This window comes from Craurococcus roseus (assembly GCF_039523795.1).
Classification (GTDB): domain Bacteria; phylum Pseudomonadota; class Alphaproteobacteria; order Acetobacterales; family Acetobacteraceae; genus Craurococcus; species Craurococcus roseus.
The window spans coordinates 60,923-81,259 of record NZ_BAAAFZ010000050.1; the positions used below are offsets into that span (position 1 = coordinate 60,923).

Sequence of the window (20,337 nt, forward strand, 5' to 3'; positions counted from 1 at the left end):
GGCGGAACGGAGCGGCGGCTCTCACCCGCGCCGGCGGTTGGCGTTCTCCGGGATGAAGGGGGACCAGTTCTCCGCCGGGATGGCGGCGGGCGTCTTCCAAACGATGTTGAACTGGCCGTCCGCCTGCACCTCGCCGATCATCACCGGTTTGGACAGGTGGTGGTTGCGGTGCATCTCCTCCGCGTAGCCGCAGGGCGCGTCCACCTTCTGGCCGTACATCGCCTCGCGCACCGGGTCCACGGCGGTCGTGCCGGCTTTCGCCACCGCTTGCGTCCACATCCTGAACCCGGTGTAGGTGGCCTCCATCGGGTCGTTGGTCACGCGGCGCGGATTCTTGATGTACGCGCTCCACATCTTCTTGAACTCGTCGTTCGCCGGCGACTGCACGCTCATGAAGTAGTTCCAGGCCGCGAGGTGCCCGACCAGAGGCTTGGTGTCGATGCCGGCCAGTTCCTCCTCGCCCACCGAGAAGGCGACGGAGGGGATGTCCTCCGCCTTGATGCCCTGGTTGCCGAGTTCCCGGTAGAAGGGGACGTTGGCGTCGCCGTTGATGGTGGAGACGATGGCGGCCTTCTTGCCCTCGCCGGCGAAGCGCTTCACGCGGGAGACGATGCCCTGCCAGTCGGAGTGGCCGAACGGCGTGTACTCCTCCATGATGTCCGCGTCCGCGATGCCCTTGCTGCTGAGGAACGCGCGCAGGATGCGGTTGGTGGTGCGCGGGTACACGTAGTCGGTGCCGAGCAGCGCGATGCGCTTGGCCTCGCCACCGTCGGCGCTCATCAGGTACTCGACGGCCGGGATCGCCTGCTGGTTCGGCGCGGCGCCGGTGTAGAAGACGTTGCGGGACTGCTCCTCGCCCTCGTACTGCACGGGGTAGAACAGCAGGCCGTTCAGCTCCTCGAACACCGGCAGCACCGACTTCCGGGACACCGAGGTCCAGCAGCCGAACACCACGTCCACCTTCGCCACCTGGAGCAGCTCGCGCGCCTTCTCGGCGAAGAGCGGCCAGTTGGAGGCGGGGTCCACCACCACGGCCTCGACCCGCCGCCCGAGCAGCCCGCCGCGGGCGTTGATCCACTCCACCATCATCAGGACGGTGTCGCGCAGCGCCGTTTCGCTGATCGCCATGGTGCCGGACAAGGAATGCAGCACGCCCACCTTGATCGGCGCGCCTTGGGCGAAGGACGGGCGGATCGACGGCCCGGCCAGCGCGGCGGCGCCCAGGCCGGCCGCCAGCGCGGCGCGGCGCGTCATGGGGTGATGGGCGGCGGCGTTCGTGGTCATCGGCATTCCCCTCCGTCGTTTTGCGCGGCGAGAGGAGCGATGCGAAAGCTGTGCCACGCTAGGGTTCGCTGCCTATCGGCGCCCCGGAACGGCGCCATGCCCCAGCCGTGTGCATCCCCGAGTCTTCCCAGGCCCCGCTTGCGCAAACCCTAGGCAGACCGGGCCGTGGCGCCGCCGCGGCCGTCGGGCCGGTTCACCAGCCAGAGGCCGGCCGCCACCAGCGCGACGGCCACCCCGAACAGCGGCCCCACCCGCTCGCCGAGCAAAGCCACGCCCGCCAGCACGCCGAAGATCGGCGTCAGGACGCTGAAGGCGGAAAGGCGCGAGGTGGAATGGCGCGCGATCAGCCAGAACCAAGCGAGGTAGCTGACCGCGGCCACGCCGACCGCCTGGTACAGGAAGGCGGCCGCGACCAGCGGCGTGAGGGACAAGGCGAAGCCTTCGCCCAACAGGACGGAGGCCAGCAACAGCAGCGGCGCCGACACGACGAGCTGGTACAGCAGCGCTAGCGCCGGCGTGGCGGACCGCAGCCGCGTCGCCTTCAGGATCAGGGTCGTGGCCGCCCACAGCGCGCCCGCCAGGAGGCACATCGCGTCGCCGAGCAGGGTCGCTTCGCCCCCCGGCGCCAGCAAGCCCTCCGCGAAGGCCGTGACGAGGCCGAGGAAGGCGACGCCCAGCCCGGCGGCCTTGGCCGGCGTCAGCCGGTCGTCCGGCAACAGGAAATGCACGCCCAGCGCCACGAAGAACGGCGCGGTGTAGAGGAACACCACAGCGCGCGACGCGGTGGTGAAGCCGAGCCCGGTGTAGAGGAACAGGAACTCCAGCCCGAACACCGCGCCGATCGCCAAGCCTGGTAGGAGCGTGCCGTCCCGGCGCCAGCCGCCGAGGTCCACGCCCCGCCAGCGGCACCATAGGAGCAGCAGCGGCGCAGCCACGGCGGAGCGCAGCCCCGCTTGCAGCACGGGCGGGATGCCCTCCGTGCCGACCTTCATGGCCACCATGTTGAAGCCCCACGCGCCGCAGAGCAGCAGCATGGCGAAGACGGCGCGGGGCGGCAGCGCCGCGCCGCCGGCACCGCCCGCGGAAAGGACGCCCCGCGGGCGGGCTTGGCCGGACATGGGCCGGGGTTTGCATCGCGGGCAGCCGGCGGTCCAGCCCGCCCGCTGCCCGCCTTGCCGGCGGCCGCAGCGCTGCCTAGGGTTCGCCGCTCGTCAGGGCAGAAAGGGCGCCGGCATGGGCCTCAAGGCCGCGGTCATCCCGGTCACGCCGTTCCAGCAGAACTGCGCGTTGCTGTGGGACGAGGACACCGGCAGGGGCGCCGTGGTGGACCCGGGCGGCGACGTGGACCGCATCATGGCCGCCGTCGGCGAAACGGGCGCGACCGTCGAGCGCATCCTGCTGACGCACGGCCACATGGACCACGCCGGCGGGGCCGCGGAGCTGCGCGACGCGCTCGCCGCCGGCCGGCCGACGGCGCCGCCGATCATCGGCCCGGACGAGCGCGACCGCTTCCTGTTGGAAGGCTTGGCCGAGCAGGCGGCGCGCTTCGGCATCGAGGGCGCCCGCGACGTGCTGCCGGACCGCTGGCTCTCCGAGGGCGACGAGGTGGAGGTCGCGGGCCTCCCGTTCTCGGTGCTGCACTGCCCCGGCCACACGCCCGGGCACGTGGTGTTCGTGAACGCGGCGCTGCGGTTCGCGCTGGTGGGGGACGTGCTGTTCCAGGGCTCGGTCGGCCGCACCGACTTCCCCTACGGCGACGGGCCGGCGCTGATCTCTTCGATCCGGAGCAAGCTGCTGCCGCTCGGCGACGACATCGTGTTCCTTTGCGGCCACGGGCCCGGCTCGTCCTTCGGGCAGGAGCGGCTGCGCAATCCCTTCCTGCGCGCCGGCGGTTAGCCTCCCGCGCCGTCGAACGCGGCGGCGGCGAAGCCGAGGACCAGCTTGCCAGAGCGCAGGAAGTGTTCAACGAAGGCCGCCGCCTCGCCGTCCGCGTCCCATCGCCCGAGGTCGGTCACGGCGCAGGGCAGCAGCACCGCGTCGTAGAGGTCGGGCTCCGCGCGGCCGACCGGCATCCCGTCGCCATCGCGGGCCGAGACCACCTGTACCTCGGCTCCCGCGCCGCGCAGGAGCCGCACGGCCTCGCCCATCTCGCCGCGCCCCGGGCCGTCCAAGGCGAGGGCGGCGACGCAGCATTGCCCGAGGTCACGCAGCACCACGCTTCTCCTTGCGACAGCGCAAGGACATAGCCCGGCCACCGCCGGCGATCCACAAGGCCCGGTCGCAACAAGCCGCGCGCGGATGCCGCGGCAGGCATCCCGGCCGCGCTTGACCCTCGCGCGGCGGCATCGGACGCTCCGCCGCAACCACGCCGGGCGGGCCTCCGCGCCCGCACACGGCGCAAAGAGGGAGGCAACGATGCCGGAATCGACGCGCCGCGCCGCGTTGGCGCTCGCCGCAGGCGCCGTCGCCGCCGGACGCCCCTCGCGCGCGCAAGGGAACTGGCCCGACCGCCCCGTCCGCCTCATCATAGGCTACCCCGCGGGCGGCCCCACCGACTTCGGCGGGCGCCTGTTGCAGGAACCGTTGCAGCAGCTCTGGGGCCAGCCGCTCGTCATCGAGAACCGCGCCGGCGCCAGCCAGATCATCGCCGCCGAGCTGGTCGCGAAATCGCCGCCCGACGGCTACACGCTGTTCCTGTGTGCCAGCACCCACACGAGCAACCCGGCGCTGCACGCGAAGCTGCCCTATGACACGCTGAACGACTTCACGCCCATCGTGCTGCTCTACAACTCGCCGACCGTTCTCTTCACCGGGGCGGACCAGCCCTACCGCACGGTGGCGGAGGTCGTGGCGGCGGCGAAGAAGCCGCCAGGGCTCACCCACGCCTCGTCGGGCGTCGGTGCGTCCGGGCACTTCGCGATGGAGCTGTTCCGGCGCAAGGCCGGGGTGGAGCTGACCAACGTGGCGTACCGGGGCGCGGCGCCCGCGCTCCAGGACGTGATCGGGGGCCGCATACCCATCACCTTCAGCACGCTCTCCGGCGCCATCGGCCTGGTGCGCGACGGCAAGCTCCGCCCCTTGGTCATCGCCGGACCGAACCGCTCGGAGGTGCTGCCTGGCGTGCCCACCTTGGCGGAACTCGGGCTAGAGATCCCGGACACCAGCCCATGGTACGGCTTCGTCGGCCCGGGCCGGATGCCCGACCCGATCGTGCGCCGGGTCGCCGCCGACGTGCAGGGGCTCCTGCGGCGGCCCGACATCGCCAAGCGCATCGTCGACCAGGGCGGGATCGTGGAAGGCGAGGGGCCGGAGGAATTCGCCGCACGCATGAAGCGCGAGGTCGCCTCGAATGCCGAGATCGCGCGGGCCGCCGGGATGCGCGTGGAGTGAGGGCTGTCCCGCCGCCCCCGGCCGGCTGGCCAGGAGCAGCGGATCGAGCGGGTGTCCTCACACCACCCGGACGTTGGAGAACTGCCAGGGATCGGACTCGTCCAACTCCTCCGGGAACGGGAAGTTCCGGTCCTGGAGGGGCGTCCAGTCGGAGTACACGCCGACCACCTCGCCCAGGTAGGGGCGCATGATCTCCATGCAGCGGGCGTGGTCGATCTGGTCCGCCTCCAGGATGCCCGCACGCGGGTTCTCCATGGCCCAGACCAGCCCGGCCAGCACCGCCGCCGTCACTTGCAGGCTGGTGGCGTTGTTGTGCGGGACCAGCTCGCGCGCCTGCTCGATGGAAAGCCGCGAGCCGTACCAGTAGGCGCCCTTGGCGTGGCCCATCAGCAGCACGCCCAGCTCGTCCAAGCCGGAGGTGATCTCGTCCATCATCAGGCGCTGGCGGGATTGCATCTGCCAGTTCTTGCCCGCCAGCTCGTGGACGGAGAGCACCGCGTCGTCGCACGGATGGTAGGCGTAATGCACGGTCGGCCGGTAGCGCACGGAGCCGTCCTCGCCTTTCGCCGTGAAGTAGTCGGCGATCGAGATCGACTCGTTGTGCGTCACCAGGAAGGCGTGCATCGGCCCCTCCAACGGCGTCCAGCTCCGCACGCGCGTCCCCGCGCCGGGCCGCAGCAGGTAGATGGCCGCGTCGCAGCCGAACTCGTGCCTGTGCCCGTCGGCGGGGATGACCTTCTCGTGCGTGCCCCAGCCCAGCTCCGCCGGCTGGCGGCCCTCGCCCACGAAGCCGTCGATGGACCAGGTGTTGACGAACTCGCCCACCTCCTTCGGCCGGTGCTGCGCCACCTGGGTGTCGCGCTCGGCGACGTGGATGGCCTTGACGCCCGCCTTCTCGGCCAGCGCCGCCCAGCCCTCGCGGTCGGCCGGCACGGCTTCGCCGAGGCCGGTGTCGCGGGCGATGTCGAGCAGCGCCTCCTTCACCAGATGCGAGACGAGGCCGGGGTTGGCGCCGTGGGTCAGCACCGCCGTCGGGCCGTTCGGGTGCTTGCGGGCGACCGCCAGCGCGCTCTCCCGCAGCGCGTAGTTGGAACGCTGCGAGGGCGTCAGCGACGGGTCGGTGTAGCCGCCGGGCCAGGGCTCGATGCAGGTGTCGAGGTAGAGCGCGCCGATCTCCTGGCACAGCTCGATCAGCGCCACGGAGGACACGTCCACCGAGAGGTTGAGCAGGAAGTCGTCGCGGTCTAGCAGGGGGACCAGCAGGTCGCGGAGGTTGTCGCGGGTCGCCGGCTCCTCGATGAAGCGCACGCCGTACTCCGCCGCCACGTCGCGGCCGCGCGCGTCGGCGGTCACGACCGTGATGCGGTCCTTCGGCATGCCGATGTGCCGCAGGATCAGGGGCAGCACGCCTTGGCCGATGCTGCCGCAGCCGAGCATCACCAAGCGGCCGGGAAAGGAAACGTGCTTCATCGGTGGAACCTCCAGTCTCAAGCGGCCAGGGCGGCCGGGTCTTCCGTGTCGATCATCGGCCGGTCGCGCACTTCGACGATGCGGGCGCGGTCGAAGCCGTTGAAGCCGGTGCGCAGGCAGGCGCCGTAGGCGCCGAGCTGGCCGATCTCGATCCAATCCCCCTCCCGGACGTCCTCCGGCAGGGGGAAGGGGCCGCGCATCCGGTCGGCGCTGTCGCAGGTCGGGCCGAACAGCGCAAATTCCCGCAGCACGGGTGAGGGCGCGGGGCCGTCCGGCCGGATGAGCCGCACCGGGAACACGAAGCCCGGCAGGCCGGCATCCGAGAGCGCGCCGTACACCCCGTCGTTCACGTAGAGCGCGCCGTCGCGGCGGCCTTGCACCTGCACCACCACCGATCCGCCGGCGGCAACCAGCGCGCGCCCGGGCTCGGCCCAGAGCGCGGTGCCTTCCGGCAGGCCGAGCGCCTCGAACCCCGCCTCGATCTCGGCGAAGAAGGCGCCGAGCGCCGGCGGCTCCACGCCGGGGTAGGCGACCGGGAAGCCGCCGCCCACGTCCACGATGTCCACCGGCACGCCGGCCTCGCGGACGACCTCGCCCACCAAGGCGAGCGCGCGCCGCCACGCCAGGGGCTCCAGGCATTGCGAACCGACGTGGAACGAAACACCGAGCCGCGCCGCGTGCGGACGCGTTGCGCGCAGCAGCGCCGCCGCCTCGGCGGGCTGGGCGCCGAACTTGCCGGACAGGTCGTACACCGCCTCGCCCTTCGGCAGCGCGAGCCGCACCACGAGGCCGAGCCCCTCGGCAGCGCCGGCGCCCGTCTCCGCCAAGATCTTCGCCAGCTCCTCCGCGCTGTCGAGCACGAAGTCCTTCACGCCGTGCAGCGCCAAAGCCTCGCGGATGGCCGAGCGGGCCTTCACCGGGTGCATGAAGTGGATGCCGGCCTCCGGGAACATGGAGCGGACCAGCGACACTTCGGCCGCCGAAGCGCAGTCGAAGCGGCGCACGCCGCCCTCCCACAGCGCGCGCAGCACGGCGGGCTCCGGGTTGCACTTCACGGCGTACAGGGTCTCGCCCGGGAAGCCGGACACGAAGAACCGCGCGGCGGCGGCGATGGCGGCCGGGCGCAGGCAGTGCATCGGCTCCTCCGGCCGCTCCACGGCGACCAGCGCATCCACGGTCGGCATGACGCGGGCGGCGTCGCCGAGGTCGCGGCGGCGGAGCGGGGACACGGCGGTGCGGGAACGCAACAGGCTCATGGGACGGCACCTCGCGGCAAGGCGAGTGCGCGCAGGGCGGCGCGCGGCAACGGGCGGAAGGGGAGAACCGGGTGGACCCGGCGTCCTCAGGCGATGCTGGGTGTTCGCGCCCCAGCGGACCGTGAAAGCAACATAGGCAATCCCTTGCGACCCCGGTCCCGGGCTTGGCGCCCGCAGCCGGCATGGACGAAAAGGACGCGTCCCGTCGTTGCTGTGCCCTTGGAGGATGGTCCGCAGGGCTCGCGGCACGTGCGCTGGCGTCAACGCAACCCGTTCCGGTGTCGCGCGACCGGAGAAATAGGGGGTAACGGCCGCGAATGCTAGAGAATTTTTGCGTCGGGCCGCAAATTTCCGGAGAAGCCGCCCGTAAGGGTCAGGGACGGGCGGAAAATAGCCGGCCCGTTAGCCGCCCTCCGCCCCGAGCAGCGCTAGGTACTCCCAAGCGACGGTGGCCGCCGCCAGCGAGGTGATCTCCGCCACGTCGTGCGCCGGCGCCACCTCCACGACGTCCATCCCGGCAAACCGGACGCCGCCGAGCCGCCGGAGGATGGCCTGCACCTGCCAAGTGGCGAACCCGCCCACCTCCGGCGTGCCGGTTCCGGGCGCGAAGGCGGGGTCCAGCGCGTCGATGTCGAAAGAGAGGTAGGCCGGGCCGCCGCCCAGCACCGCCCGCACCCGCTCCGCCACCGCCGCCGGGCCGGTCTCCAGCGCCTCCTGCGCCGCGATGATCGTGACGCCGCGCGCCAGCGTCCAATCCCGCACGTCGCGGCCCATGGGCGAGCGGATGCCGACCTGCACCATCCGCCGCGGGTCCACCAAGCCCTCGTCGAGCGCGTGGTAGAAGACAGAGCCGTGCGCGAGGCGCTGGCCGAAATTCTCCGGCCAGGTGTCCAGGTGGGAGTCGAACTGCACCAGCCCGAGCGGCTCGCCGACGCGCTTCCGCAGCGCGCGCAGCAAGGGCAGGGTGACGCCGTGCTCGCCGCCCAACGCGACCAAGTGCTTGAGCGGCGCCGCCTGCGCCTCGATGGCCGCGAGGCTCGCCGCGAGATCGCCGAGCACGATGGCGAAGTCGCCCGCGTCGGCGATGTCCATGGTCGCCGCCGGCTCCACCCAATGGTGCGGGTGCGCGCCGTCCACCAGCATCCGGCTGGCGCGGCGGATGGCGGAAGGGCCGTCGCGGGCGCCGGCGCGGTTGGTGGTGCCGATGTCGAGCGGGATGCCGGCGATCGTGAAGGCGGCGCCGGGGTCGCGGCGCTCGATGCCGAGGAAGCCCGGCGGCGTGGCGAAGGTGGGGATCAGGGCCAAGCGGCGACCGCCCTCAACGCACGGAGGAGAAGGCGGTCGGCACCAGCATCTGGTTGCTGACGTTGGCGACGATCTGCCCGTCCTTCTCCGTCTCGGCGCGCTTCTCCAACCACTCGGGATCGGTGGCGAAGGCGTTCCACGTCTTCTCCCGCTCGGCGAGCGACTCCCATTCGAGCAGGTAGTAGAGGTCCTGGTTCGACTCGCCGATCGCCACCGTCCAGAAACCGGCCTGGCGGATGCCGTGCTTCTCCCAAAGCTTGAGGGTGATGGTCTCGAAACGCTTCAGCAGCGCCGGCAGACGGCCAGGGACGCAACGGTAGACGCGAAGCTCGTGGATCATGCCGGCGGGCTCCTCCTCGTGGCACCGGATGCTAGCCCGGCTCGCCTGCGTTGCGGAAGCCGAGCGCCAATGGAAAGTCGTGGGCGAAACGGGCAGGATGCGCGCCGCGACCCCTCTGGAGACCGCTCCCGATGCGCTTCGACCGCCGCGGCCTGATGCTCGGAACCTTGGCGGCCACCGCCGTCTCGCCCGGCCCGTCGCCGGCGCAAGGGGTGCCGCCTGACCGGCCGGTGACGCTGGTGGTGCCCTTCCCGCCGGGCGGCTCGGTGGACGGCGTGGCGCGCATCCTGGCGCAGGAGCTGGGCGAGCAGACCGGCGGCACCTTCGTGGTGGAGAACCGGGCCGGCGGCGCCGGCGGCGCGGTGGGCTCGGCGTCGGTGGTGCGGGCGCGGCCGGACGGCGCGACCCTGCTGTTCAACGCCTCCATCCACGTCGTCGTGCCGATGATCAACCGGAACGTCACCTTCGACGTGGTGAACGACTTTTCCCACATCTCCCTGGTGGCGGACGGGCCGCTGATCGTCAGCACGCACCCGTCCGTGCCGGCCCGCACCCTCGGCGAATTCTTCGCCTTGGCGAAGAAGGAGCCCGAGAAGTACGCTTTCGCCACCACCGGCCTCGGTTCCGCCGGGCACCTCTGCGTCGAGCAGCTCAAGATGCGGGCGGGCGTGGCGCGGGAGGTGGTGGCCTATCGCGGCGGCGGCCCCGCTCTGGCCGACCTCGCGGCCGGCAACATCCACCTGCTCGCCGACCCCATGCTTTCCTCCCTGCCGCTGGTGAAGGCCGGCCGCATCAAGGCGCTGGCGGTCACGACGCGGGAACGCACGCCGCTCGCGCCCGAGATCCCGACGGTCGCCGAGAGCGGCATGGAGCCGCTGGAGATGGTGTCCTGGTACGGCCTTTGGGGCCCGAAGGACATGGAGCCGGCGCTGGTGCGGGAGCTGGCGCGGCGCGTCGGCGTCGTCACCGCCTCGGCCAAGTTCCGCGAGCGGCTGGAGCAGCTCGGCTTCGTGCCGCGCTCCACGACGCCGGAAGGGCTGCGCGCCTTCGTGGAGAAGGAGATCGCGCAGTACAAGCCGATCGTGGAGGCGGCGAAGATCCGGGTGGAATAGCGCGCCCTACACCGCGCCGCTCGCCCTGAGCGCGGCGATGTCGCCCGGCGCGTAGCCCAGCTCCGCCAGCACCGCGTCCGTGTCGGCGCCGAGGCGCGGCGGCGGCGCGTCCACCCGCGGGCCGCCGTGCGCCAGGCCGAAGGCCGCCACCGGCACGCCGAAGGCGCCCTCCACGCCCGGCGCGCCGTCCGGGAAGCGGTGCAGCAGGTGGCCGCGCTCGGCCAGGTGCGGGTCCGCCATCGCCTCCGCCGTGCTCCGCACCCGCGCCGCCGGGACGTGGCGCGCTTGCAGGTACTCTTCCCACGCGTCGGCGGTGCGCGTCCGCATGATCTCCCGCAGGAGCGCCGCCTCCGCCTCGTGCGCCGCGAGCCGCGCCTCGTTGTCCGCCTTCGCCACCTCCGGCCGGCCGAGCGCGGTCCACAGCCGCCGCTGCTGCCGCAGGTTGCTGGCGCCGAGCATCACCAGCGAGCCGTCCTTGGTGCCGTAGGCGCAGTTGGTCGCGTAGGGGTGCGTGTTGCCGTGCGGCTTCGGCCCCTTGCCGGTCCGCATGAGGGCGGTGAGGTGCGAGGCCTGCATCATCATGGCTACGTCCAGCATGGCGAGGTCGATGCGCTGGCCATGCCCGGTGCGCTCGCGCTGGAACAGCGCGGCTGCGAGGGCGAAGGCACCCATCGTCCCCGTCGCGTAGTCGATCACCGGCGCGCCGAACTTGATCGGGTTGGCCTCCGGCGTGCCGGTCGCCGCCATCACGCCGGAGGTCGCCTGGACGACGTGGTCGTAGGCCGTCTGCCCGCGGCGCGGCCCGTTCTGCCCGAAGGCGGAGATGGAGCAGTAGATGAGGCGCGGGTTCAGGGCCGCCACCGCCTCCGGCCCGAAGCCCAGCGCCTCGAAGGCGCCGGGGCGGTAGTTCTCCACCAGCACGTCGGCCCCGGCGAGCAGGCGCCGCATCACCTCTTTCCCGCCCTCCCGCTTCAGGTCGAGCGTGACCGAGCGCTTGTTGGCGTTCTGCGTCAGCGCGTAGGTGCCCATGCCGAGCCGGTTCAGCGCGAGGTCCGCACCGGTGCCGCGGCTCTGGTCCGGCTCCTCCGGGTGCTCGACCTTGACGACGTCCGCCCCGAGCAGCGCGAGCTGGTACGCGGCGAACGGCCCCGCCAGCACGTGCGTCGCATCCACCACGCGGACGCCGTCGAAGGGCCTGCTGCTGTCCATCGCCGCGCGCTCCCGGCCGTGAACTCCCCGCCGACTATGGCCGCGTGCGGCGCCGAGCGCCATTGCCGTCCCGCGGCCGGCCCGGCACCCTGCGCGCGAACAACCGGAGGAAAACGCAGCCTTGTCCCGGCAAGCCGCGGCGGCGCGGCGCGGCGTGTTCGCGGAACCCGATTTCCGCCGCCTGTGGTTCGTCGGCCTCGTCGTGTTCCTGGTGCGCTGGCTGGAAACGCTGGTGACCGGCCTGTTCACCTGGAACGCCACCGGTTCCGCCTTCCTGGTCGCCACCATGACCATGCTGCGCCTGCTGCCGATGGGCCTGTTCGGCGCCTTCCTCGGCGCCTGGGCGGAGCGGGTGGAGGGGCGGACGGCGTTGCTGCTCACCGTCGCCGGCAGCCTGCTCGGCTCGCTCGCCGTCGCGCTGCTGGCGGGCGCGGGCGTCCTCGCGGTGTGGCACTTGGCGGCGCTGAGCTTCGTCAACGGCCTCGCCTGGGCCGCCGACAACCCGGTGCGCCGGCTGATGATAGGCCGGGCGGTCGGCGCCGACCGCATGGGCGCCGCCATGTCGGTGGACGTCGGCACCAACAACGCCAGCCGCCTCCTCGGTCCGACCCTCGGTGGCGCGATCCTCGCCGGCGCCGGTGTCGCTGGCGCGTTCTGGGTGAGCGTCGCGCTCTACGCCGCGGCGCTGGTGGCCGCGTTGGCCGTGCGCGGCCGCAGCCCCCCGCGCGCGCCGAACGGCGACGGCGTGCTCGCGCGGATAGGCGAAGGCTGGGCCGTGGTCCGGCGCGACCGGCGCTTGGCCGGCACCCTGCTTGTGACGGTGGTGTTCAACCTGTTCGGCTGGCCCTTCAACAGCCTGGTGCCGGTGGTGGGGCAGGAGCACCTGCGCCTCGGGCCGGAGGCGGTCGGGCTGCTCGCCGGCATGGACGGCGTCGGCGCGCTCACCGGTGCGCTGCTGATCGCGTGGCTGGTGCCGCCGTCGGCCTACGGGCGGTGCTACCTCGGCGGCATCGCGCTGTACCTGGCGAGCGTGGCGCTGTTCGCCCTGGCGCCGCACCCGGTCGCGGCGGGCGCGGCGCTGGTGCTGAACGGCCTGGGCGGCTCGGGCTTCAGCATCATGCAGGCGACCCTGGTCTACATGGCCGCGCCGCCGGAGCTGCGGAGCCGGGTGCTCGGCATCCTGTCGGTCTGCATCGGCCTCGGCCCGATCGGCTTCGTCCACCTCGGCCTGCTCGCCGAATGGCTCGGTGCGCCCGGCGCCTGCGTCGTCTCGGCGCTGGAGGGCTTGGCGGCGTTGGCCTTGACGCGCCGGTGGTGGCGCGAATTGTGGACGGGCGAGGGGAGGAGGCCGGCATGAGCACGGACATGACCATCCGCGAGGTGCGCACCACGCTGCTGCGGACGCCTTGGCCGGACGACCCCTGGCTCGCCGGCCATCCGCTCGGCCCGACGCGCGACCTCGTCGTGGTGGAGGTCGTCACCCAGTCCGGCACCACCGGCATGGGCTACCTGCACCCGCTCCACCTGCACGTGACGCGGACGCTTGGCGCCTGCCTGGAGGAGATGGTTGCACCGCGGGTAGTCGGCCGCGATGCGACGGAAGTGGAAGCCATCTGGCACGGGCTCTGGCGCGAGGCGATCACCGCCGGCCGGGCTGGCATCGTGATGATGGCGATTTCCGCCCTCGACATCGCGCTTTGGGACGCCGTGGGCAAGAAGGCCGGGCTGCCGCTGCACCGCCTCTGGGGCCACTTCCGCCCGTCCATCCCCGCCTACGGCAGCGGCTGCTTCCGCGCCTCGGGCGGCGACGGCATGATCGCCAAGGCGAAGCACTACGTCGGCCAGGGCTACAAGGCCATCAAGATGCAGGTCGCCCACGTCCACGACCTGCGCACCGACCTCGACAACGTGCGCCGGATGCGCGAGGCCGTCGGACCGGACGTGGAGATCATGATCGACGTCAACATGGGCTGGAGCGCCGACACCGCGATCCTCATGGGCCGCAAGTTCGAGGAGTACGACGTCTACTGGCTGGAGGAGCCGGTGCTGCCGGACGACTACGCCGGCTACCTCCGCATCGCCGAAGCGTTGGACCTCCGCGTCGTCGGCGGCGAAACGCACTGGGGCCGCGCCGACCTCAAGCCCTTTCTGGAGAACCCGCGCCTGCCGATCCTCCAGCCCGACCCGATGCGCGGCGGCCTGACGGAGCTGCGCAAGCTCGCCGCCGTCGCCGACACCTGGGGCATGACGATCGCGCCGCACCTCTTCCCGGAGCTGAACGTCCACCTCCTGGCGTCCATCCCCAACGGCATCTGGATCGAGCAGATGGGCCTGCTCGACGACCTGTGGGTGGAGCCGGTGCCGGTGGTGAACGGCATGATCACCGCCCCCGAGCGGCCCGGCCACGGCCTTTCCTTCAAGCCGGAGGTGCTGCGCGACTTCCGGCTGTGAAAGCGCTCAGGCCGCCATGCCATCCGCCAGGAACGCCATCGCCGCGTCCACCCCGCCCGGCGCGTGCGGCACGCCGTTCAGCTTGAGCGACATCTCCACGGCCGCCAGCGTCCCGAGGACCATCGGCTCGTTCAGGTCGCCCAGGTGGCCGACGCGGAACACCCGGCCGTCGAGCTTCGACAGCCCGGCCCCGAGCGAGACGTTGAAGCGGTTCAGCGCCGTGCCGCGCACGGCTTCGCAGTTGTGGCCCTCCGGCATCAGCACGGCGGTCACGGAGTCCGAGAAGCGGCCAGGGTTGGTGCAGAAGAGTTGCGGCCCGTTGTTGCCGGACCAGTGGCGCACGCAGCGCCGCACGGCCTCGCCGAGCCGCGAATGGCGGCGGAACACCTGCTCCAGCCCTTCTTCTTCCTCGATCAGCCGGAGCGACTCGCGCAGGCCGTAGAAGAGGCCGATCGGTATGGTGCCGACGAAAGAGCGCTGCTTGCGCCCCAGCATGCGCGTCCAGTTGAAATAGAACTTGGGCAGCCGCGCCTTCTCGTGCGCCGCCATCGCCTTCTCGGACACGCCGGTGAAGCTCATGCCGGTCGGCAGCATCAGCCCTTTCTGGCTGCCGCCCACCGCCGCGTCCACGCCCCACTCGTCCATGCGGAAATCGATGGAACCGAGCGAGGAGATGGTGTCCGCCAGCAACAGCGCCGGGTGCCCCACCTCGTCCATCGCCGCCCGCACCTCGGCCAGCGGCAGCGCCATGCCGGTGGAGGTCTCGTTGTGGACGGCGCACACGCCCTTGATCGCGCGGTCCTTGTCGGCCGCGAGCGCCGCGCGCGCCGCCTCCATGTCCACGCCTTGCCGCCAGTCGGCCGGCACCTGCCGCACCTCCAGACCCATGTCGCGCGCCATGCTCGCCCAGGAGTCGGAGAAGTGCCCGGTTTCCAGGATCAGCACCGCGTCGCCCGGCGAGAACAGGTTGACGAGGCTGGCTTCCCAGGCGGCGTGGCCGGAGCCGGTGTACATGAACAGGTGCTGCCGCGTCTTCAGCACGCGCTTCAGGCCTTCGACGCAGGCGTCGTACACCTCCATGAACGCCGGGTCGTTGAAGTCGACCGTGCTGTGCGCCACGGCCAGGAGCACCGAATCCGGGATGTTGGTCGGGCCGGGATTGGCGAAGAACTGGCGGCCGCGCGGGCGCGTCGATGTTCCGGTGGCGCTCATGGCGGCGTGGTCCCCTCCCGCGGCGTGGCTGCCCTGCCGTCTTCCCACGAACCGGCGCGCTTGGCCATGCGCGCCCCGCCGGGTCAGCGCAACTCCGGCGCCGGCCAGGCCAGGGCGGAGAGCGGCGGGCCGCCCGGCGCGGCGCGCACCATGTTGGTCCAGGTGCGGCAGTCCACGAGCTGCCACCCGGCCGCCGGCGGCTCGCCGAAGGCGATGCGCGGGCAGCGGCCGGACTCGGCGATCAGCCGAGCCATCCGCTCCCGGTTGGGCAGGCGGCTGCGGGCGGCGTGCTCCCACCGCTCCCACCGCGTCAGGCCGAGGCCGCGCACGAACCAGAAGCGCTCCAGGTGGTCCGCCGTCCCGATGCGGCCGGTGCCGTAGTGCTCCGACACCAGCGCCTCCACCGGCGCGATGGACACGGCGCCCGTGGCCGCCTCCCGCCAGGGCAGGTCGATGCGGGCCGTCCGCCAGCGGGTGAGGCTCTGGTTGAAGGCCGTCGGGCACTGGTCGGGGCTGCGCGTCTTGTTGAGGCGCACCACCCGCTCCCGCCAAGCGCCGTCCAGCGGCAGGGCGGCGAAGAGCCAGCCCGCGGCCGGGCCACCGCCCGAGACGCGGCAGTCGGGGGACTGGAACCACTGCACGCCGTCGCCCCCGTCCTGCGTCAAGGGCGACGCCGCCGTGCCGTTCCCGAGCAGGACCGCCTGCCCGCCGTCGCCGGCGTCGAACCGGCCGAAGGCGCGGGCGGCGACGTTGTCGCCGAAGTCGAAGGTCTGCAACACGGCGGGACGACCGAGCAGCGTGCCTTCGAGCGAGTCGCTAGCTTGGTAGCCGCTCGGCTGCGCCGCCGCGTGGGACCGGCCCGGCCAGTCGTGCTTGCGGTACGGCAGCGCGTCGCCGCTCGAAAGGCGGCGGATGCGGTAGCATCCCGGCTCGAAGGGCAGCCGGCCGGGCTGCGGCGCGTCGCGCTCATCGAGGCAGACGGCCTGCGCCATGAACGGCGCCAAGGGATCGTCGGGCGCCGTGGCGTCCGCGGTACCCGCAAGGAGCAGCGGAACAAGGAGGCCGGCGGCCCGGAAAAGCGAAACCGCGGCCCGCGGGGCATCGCCCCGCGCCGCGGCTGCCTGCGGTGGTGTGCGTCTCGCCGGGCCGGAAGGGCCGTCGGCGGCCGGGTTCAGAAGCCCTCGCGCTCCAGGCGCTTGCGCTCGACCTTGCGGGCGCGGCGGACGGCCTCAGCGGCTTCGCGGGCGCGGCGCTCGGACGGCTTCTCGTAATGGCGGCGGAGCTTCATCTCGCGGAAGACGCCCTCGCGCTGCAGCTTCTTCTTGAGCGCCTTGAGCGCTTGGTCGATGTTGTTGTCACGGACGACGACTTGCACGCGGCACAGCCTCCTGTCGTTGTTGCGAGGACGCGAAAAGCCGCGCCAGAGGGCGGATCGAACGGGACGAATCCCGGAGTGCCGCCCCGGCACGGAGAACTATCACTCTAGCAGGCCCACGGCATGCGCGGGAAGCCCCGCCGTTCAGAATGGCCGCGGCGCCACGTTGCACGGCCCGACCATCGGGGGCCATACCTACGGACGGAACCTTGCTGGTCACACAACCATCCCGTGCGCCGCTCGCGGACTCACACCAGAGTGATGCAGCGCGTAGCCAGATGCGTGCATAGTTGCTGGTATATGAGTTGCAAATAAATGCCTCGCCGGGCGCCGAGCCTATGGGCGGGGTGGGAGGCGTCGTTTTGCGGATACCTGCGACCTCGGCTGATGCTCGCAACGACTCGACGGGGCGCGACGCCGTCTCGGCGGAACTGAACCAAGGCAGGCGCGACGTGGCCGGAATGCCATCCAGGCCCGACCGGCGGGGCGTCTTCGCAACAGCCGCCGCTGTCGCAGCGGCGGCAGGGCTCCCCCCGGCCGCGATGGAAGCGTCGGCGCAACAAGCGGTCCCGTCGGCGCAGGCGCCCAGGATGGCGCGTCCGGCGGCTGGCGACGTGCTGGTCTTCGCCACGGGCGAGAAGGCCGGCAAGCCGATCGGCCCGTCCGACCTGGAGCGCGGTGGGCCGCAGGTGCTCGCCTGGGCGATGGAGCCCACGTCCGGTGTCGTCCGGAACGGCTCCCGGCTCAACCAAGTGATCCTCCTCCGTCTCGACCCGGCGGCCTTGGACGAAACGACCAGCGGCCGCTCAGCGGACGGCGTGGTGGGTTATTCCGCGGTTTGCACCCACGCCCAGTGTCCGGTGTCCGAATGGCGGCGCGACACGGGCGTCCTGCACTGCCCCTGCCACCAATCGGAATTTGACCCGAAACAGGGCGGGAAGGTGGTGGGCGGACCGGCGCAGCGCCCCTTGGCGGCGCTGCCGCTCAAAGTCGGCGAGAGTCCGAAGAGCGGCGAAACGGGCGAAGGCGCGCCGGGCGCCGTGCTGGTCGTCGCGCGGCCGTTTAGCGGCCGGATCGGCGCCGGGACCTGACGACGGCGGCGTGCCCGCTTCCGGCCCCCTTCCGGGCCGGCTTGGGGCGGATTCGAACCCCGAAGGAGGATCGGACAATGGTCAAGCGGAACACCAGGGCGCCCTGGTTGGGGGTGGCCGCGGCCGTCCTCCTCGGCGCGGCGATGCCCGCCGCGGCGCAGCCGCAGAGCACCGGGCCGTCGGCCGGCGGCGTCGCGCCCCCGTCGACGCCGCCCTCGCAGCAGCCCGGCACGCAGGCGCCGCGGGCCGAGCAGGCCGAGCGCCGCTTCACCCCCGTGACCGACCAGCGGCTGCGCAACCCCGAGCCGCGCAATTGGCTGATGTACCGCCGCACCTACGACGGCCAGGGCTACAGCCCGCTCGACCAAATCAACACGAACAACGTGCAGGACCTGGTGCCGGCCTGGAGCTTCTCGACCGGCGTCAACGAGGGGCACCAGGCGCCGCCGATCGTCAACGACGGCATCATGTACATCACGACGCCGCAGGCGCAGGTGATCGCGCTCGACGCCAAAACCGGCGACCTGCTTTGGCGCTACAAGCGGCAGCTCCCCGAGGACCTGACGCAACTCCACCCGACCAACCGCGGCGTCGCGCTCTACGGCGACCGGCTCTTCGTGGCGACGGTCGACTGCTTCCTTGTCGCTCTGGACGCCAAGACGGGCAAGGAGATCTGGGCCGAGCAGGTGGAGGACTACCAGAAGGGCCACTACATGACGCTCGCGCCGCTGGTGGCGGGCGGCAAGGTCATGGTCGGCGGCTCGGGCGGCGAGTACGGGGTGCGCGGCTACGTCGCCGGCTACGACCCGGACAGCGGCAAGCAGGCTTGGCGCACCTTCATGATCCCCGGACCCGGCGAGCCGGGCCACGAGACGTGGCAAAAGGGCTGGGAAACGGGTGGCGGCTCCATTTGGATCACCGGGCACTACGACCCGGAGTTGAACCTCGCCTACTGGGGCACCGGCAACGCCGCGCCATGGATGGGCGACGCGCGGCCCGGCGATAACCTCTACACCACGTCCGTCGTGGCGCTGAACCCCAATGACGGCAAGATTCGCGGCCATCACCAGTACCACCACAACGACAGTTGGGACTGGGACGAGGTGAGCGCGCCGCTCTTGATCGACGTGCAGCGCGACGGACGCACGATCAAGGCTCTCGTGCATCCGGGCCGGAACGGGTACCTGTGGACGCTGGAGCGCGGCCAGGAGGGCATCCGCTTCGTTTCCGGCGTCCCCTACGTGAACCAGGACGTGTTCACCGGGATCGATCCTAAGACCGGCCGGCCCTCCTACAACGAGGCGCGCAAGCCGCGGCTCGACGCCAAGGTGGATTTCTGCCCTTCGCTCTGGGGCGGCAAGGACTGGCCGCCCGCGGCCTACAGCCCGCGGACGCGCCTGCTCTTCGTCCCCGCCAACGAGAATCTCTGCGGCGCGCTGACGGGGATACGCATGGACTACGTGCCGGGCCAGTTGTTCCTCACCGCCGGCATTGAGGACATAGCCTTGTCTGTGCGGCCGGGCGCGACCCACATCGGCGAACTCCAGGCCTGGGACATCGCCAACAACCGCAAGGTCTGGTCCCACAAGTTCGAGAAGTCGCAGCTCTGGGGGCCTGTCATGGCGACCGGCGGCGACCTGGTGTTCATGGGCGGCACCAACGACCGCTACTTCCGCGCCTTCGACGCCAAGGACGGCCGCGTGCTCTGGCAAGTGCGGACCAACTCCGGGGTGACGGGCGTGCCGTCCTCCTACGAGGTCGACGGGACGCAGTACATCGCCGTGCAGTCCGGTTGGGGCGTGGACGCGCAGCGCATGCAGGACGCGCTCGCCAACGCGGACCCGGCGAATTACAAGCGTGACGTGCCGCAGGGCGGCGTCGTGTGGGTCTACGCCCTGCGGCAAAGGACGCAGCCGCAACCGCAGCGGCGCTGACGCACGCCGGCGGGAGGCGTTGCCCCGGGATGCGCAGGCGGGCTCAGGCTCCCGACGCGCCCCGGCGGGGCGCGGAAGGTCCGGAAGGAGGGTGAAGATGGGCGCGCGGCGGTTCTTCTTGGCGGCGGCCTCGCTCATCGCGACCTCCTTCCTGGTGGTCCAGACGAAGGGGACGGCCGCGGCGGAGGGCACCCCGGCCGCCCAGGGCGATGCGGCGGCCTGCGCCGCGGTGAAAAGGGCGGCCCAGGCCCTCGGCGAAGCGGAACGCTTCCATTCCAAGCTCCTCGCCCGCACGCCCGGGCGGCGGCGGCCGAAGGATGTGGAGCAAGTGGTCCTGGGCGACGTGGTGTACGCCAGTTCCCCGGCTTCCGGACGCTGGGTGAAGCTGCCCTTGACGGCGGAGGGCCGGCGCGCCCTCTCGGCCAGCATCGTCGCCTACCCACCGCGCGACTGCCGCGACGGGGGCGCCGCCGAAACGGACGGCGTGGCCACCCGCGTGTACGAGTACACCCAGGTGTTGCCGGTTCAGGAGGGCGCGCCCTCCACGGCGCAAGGGCGGCTCTGGGTCGACGTCGCCGACGGCCGCCCGCGCCGGTACGAGGGCCAGCACGGCGAGGTGCGCGTCGTGCTCACCATCGGCTACGACGCGGTGGAACCGCCCTTCGGCAAGTAGCCCGGCGCAGGAAAGAACGGTCGGCCTTGCGAGCGGCGGCCCGGGACGGGCCGTGTCCGCGAGCCTCCTGTGCGCGTCCCCTCCCGTCCGTGATCCCCTTCCGGGCCCCTGGCGCCGCCGGTACACCCGATCAGGGAGGCTCGCCCCGACCCGGGCATCCGGCGGCGTCCGCGCCTGACCGGCGGCGCCCACCCCCGCGGCGACCGGGCCACGCGCGGCGCGCAGGGTTGCCATC

The 20,337-nt window shown here is 72.2% G+C and carries 19 protein-coding genes; 8 read left to right on the forward strand and 11 right to left on the reverse strand.

Going from position 1 to position 20,337, the window contains the following annotated elements; translation table 11 throughout:
• Positions 1–21: 21 nt before the first annotated feature.
• Positions 22–1,284, reverse strand: coding sequence for an urea ABC transporter substrate-binding protein (gene urtA / locus ABD067_RS16110; protein ID WP_456305255.1), 1,263 nt, complete (start codon positions 1,282–1,284; stop codon positions 22–24).
• Between the two features lie 149 nt (positions 1,285–1,433).
• The gene (locus tag ABD067_RS16115) at positions 1,434–2,402 is read right to left on the reverse strand and encodes a DMT family transporter (RefSeq protein ID WP_343896369.1); all 969 of its coding nucleotides are present in this window, start codon (positions 2,400–2,402) and stop codon (positions 1,434–1,436) included.
• Positions 2,403–2,517: 115 nt separating this feature from the next.
• On the opposite strand from ABD067_RS16115, the gene ABD067_RS16120 reads away from it, so the two are divergent.
• Complete coding sequence (locus ABD067_RS16120; protein WP_343896370.1) at positions 2,518–3,180, forward strand: MBL fold metallo-hydrolase; 663 nt, start codon at positions 2,518–2,520, stop codon at positions 3,178–3,180.
• Here the strand turns inward: ABD067_RS16120 and ABD067_RS16125 are convergent.
• On the reverse strand, positions 3,177–3,497 hold the full coding sequence (locus ABD067_RS16125) for a hypothetical protein (protein WP_343896371.1): 321 nt from the start codon (positions 3,495–3,497) through the stop codon (positions 3,177–3,179). The two genes, ABD067_RS16120 and ABD067_RS16125, sit on opposite strands and share 4 nt — an antisense overlap.
• Before the next feature lie 202 nt (positions 3,498–3,699).
• On the opposite strand from ABD067_RS16125, the gene ABD067_RS16130 reads away from it, so the two are divergent.
• Entirely contained in the window at positions 3,700–4,674 is a 975-nt protein-coding gene (locus ABD067_RS16130) for a Bug family tripartite tricarboxylate transporter substrate binding protein (protein ID WP_343896372.1), read from the forward strand.
• A 57-nt stretch (positions 4,675–4,731) separates the two neighbouring features.
• Here the strand turns inward: ABD067_RS16130 and ABD067_RS16135 are convergent, their stop codons facing one another.
• From ABD067_RS16135 to ABD067_RS16150, 4 genes are all read right to left on the reverse strand, one after another.
• Positions 4,732–6,144, reverse strand: coding sequence for a homospermidine synthase (locus ABD067_RS16135; RefSeq protein WP_343896373.1), 1,413 nt, complete (start codon positions 6,142–6,144; stop codon positions 4,732–4,734).
• Between the two features lie 17 nt (positions 6,145–6,161).
• The gene (locus ABD067_RS16140; RefSeq protein WP_343896374.1) at positions 6,162–7,400 is read right to left on the reverse strand and encodes a type III PLP-dependent enzyme; all 1,239 of its coding nucleotides are present in this window, start codon (positions 7,398–7,400) and stop codon (positions 6,162–6,164) included.
• A 402-nt stretch (positions 7,401–7,802) separates the two neighbouring features.
• Positions 7,803–8,705, reverse strand: a complete 903-nt coding sequence (gene speB, locus ABD067_RS16145) for an agmatinase (RefSeq protein ID WP_343896375.1) — start codon at positions 8,703–8,705, stop codon at positions 7,803–7,805.
• A gap of 13 nt (positions 8,706–8,718) precedes the next feature.
• The gene (locus ABD067_RS16150; RefSeq protein ID WP_343896376.1) at positions 8,719–9,045 is read right to left on the reverse strand and encodes an NIPSNAP family protein; all 327 of its coding nucleotides are present in this window, start codon (positions 9,043–9,045) and stop codon (positions 8,719–8,721) included.
• A gap of 131 nt (positions 9,046–9,176) precedes the next feature.
• On the opposite strand from ABD067_RS16150, the gene ABD067_RS16155 reads away from it, so the two are divergent.
• Positions 9,177–10,157, forward strand: a complete 981-nt coding sequence (locus ABD067_RS16155) for a Bug family tripartite tricarboxylate transporter substrate binding protein (protein ID WP_343896377.1) — start codon at positions 9,177–9,179, stop codon at positions 10,155–10,157.
• 6 nt (positions 10,158–10,163) lie between these two features.
• Here ABD067_RS16155 and ABD067_RS16160 read toward each other — a convergent pair whose 3' ends face one another.
• Positions 10,164–11,366 carry a CaiB/BaiF CoA transferase family protein gene (locus ABD067_RS16160; protein ID WP_343896378.1) on the reverse strand — a complete coding sequence of 401 codons (1,203 nt, stop codon included), beginning with the start codon at positions 11,364–11,366 and terminating at the stop codon, positions 10,164–10,166.
• A gap of 121 nt (positions 11,367–11,487) precedes the next feature.
• Between ABD067_RS16160 and ABD067_RS16165 the strand changes: the two genes are divergently transcribed.
• Both ABD067_RS16165 and ABD067_RS16170 read left to right on the forward strand, forming a co-directional pair.
• Positions 11,488–12,723: an MFS transporter gene (locus ABD067_RS16165; protein ID WP_343896379.1), complete on the forward strand. Its 1,236-nt coding sequence runs from the start codon at positions 11,488–11,490 to the stop codon at positions 12,721–12,723.
• Positions 12,720–13,817 (forward strand): mandelate racemase/muconate lactonizing enzyme family protein, encoded by a 1,098-nt coding sequence (locus ABD067_RS16170; RefSeq protein WP_343896380.1) that lies wholly within the window; start codon positions 12,720–12,722, stop codon positions 13,815–13,817. The genes ABD067_RS16165 and ABD067_RS16170 overlap by 4 nt, the downstream gene beginning before the upstream one ends.
• A 6-nt stretch (positions 13,818–13,823) precedes the next feature.
• Here ABD067_RS16170 and ABD067_RS16175 read toward each other — a convergent pair whose 3' ends face one another.
• From ABD067_RS16175 to rpsU, 3 genes are all read right to left on the reverse strand, one after another.
• Positions 13,824–15,029 carry a pyridoxal-phosphate-dependent aminotransferase family protein gene (locus ABD067_RS16175; protein ID WP_343896381.1) on the reverse strand — a complete coding sequence of 402 codons (1,206 nt, stop codon included), beginning with the start codon at positions 15,027–15,029 and terminating at the stop codon, positions 13,824–13,826.
• Between the two features lie 83 nt (positions 15,030–15,112).
• Positions 15,113–16,021, reverse strand: coding sequence for a hypothetical protein (locus tag ABD067_RS16180; protein WP_343896382.1), 909 nt, complete (start codon positions 16,019–16,021; stop codon positions 15,113–15,115).
• Positions 16,022–16,200: 179 nt separating this feature from the next.
• Complete coding sequence (rpsU, locus tag ABD067_RS16185; RefSeq protein WP_007006360.1) at positions 16,201–16,404, reverse strand: 30S ribosomal protein S21; 204 nt, start codon at positions 16,402–16,404, stop codon at positions 16,201–16,203.
• Between the two features lie 590 nt (positions 16,405–16,994).
• Here rpsU and ABD067_RS16190 point away from each other — a divergent pair.
• From ABD067_RS16190 to ABD067_RS16200, 3 genes are all read left to right on the forward strand, one after another.
• Positions 16,995–17,495: a QcrA and Rieske domain-containing protein gene (locus tag ABD067_RS16190; protein WP_343896383.1), complete on the forward strand. Its 501-nt coding sequence runs from the start codon at positions 16,995–16,997 to the stop codon at positions 17,493–17,495.
• Positions 17,496–17,572: 77 nt separating this feature from the next.
• Positions 17,573–19,429, forward strand: a complete 1,857-nt coding sequence (locus ABD067_RS16195; RefSeq protein ID WP_343896384.1) for a methanol/ethanol family PQQ-dependent dehydrogenase — start codon at positions 17,573–17,575, stop codon at positions 19,427–19,429.
• A 97-nt stretch (positions 19,430–19,526) separates the two neighbouring features.
• Positions 19,527–20,102 carry a hypothetical protein gene (locus ABD067_RS16200; RefSeq protein ID WP_343896385.1) on the forward strand — a complete coding sequence of 192 codons (576 nt, stop codon included), beginning with the start codon at positions 19,527–19,529 and terminating at the stop codon, positions 20,100–20,102.
• Positions 20,103–20,337 lie beyond the last annotated feature (235 nt).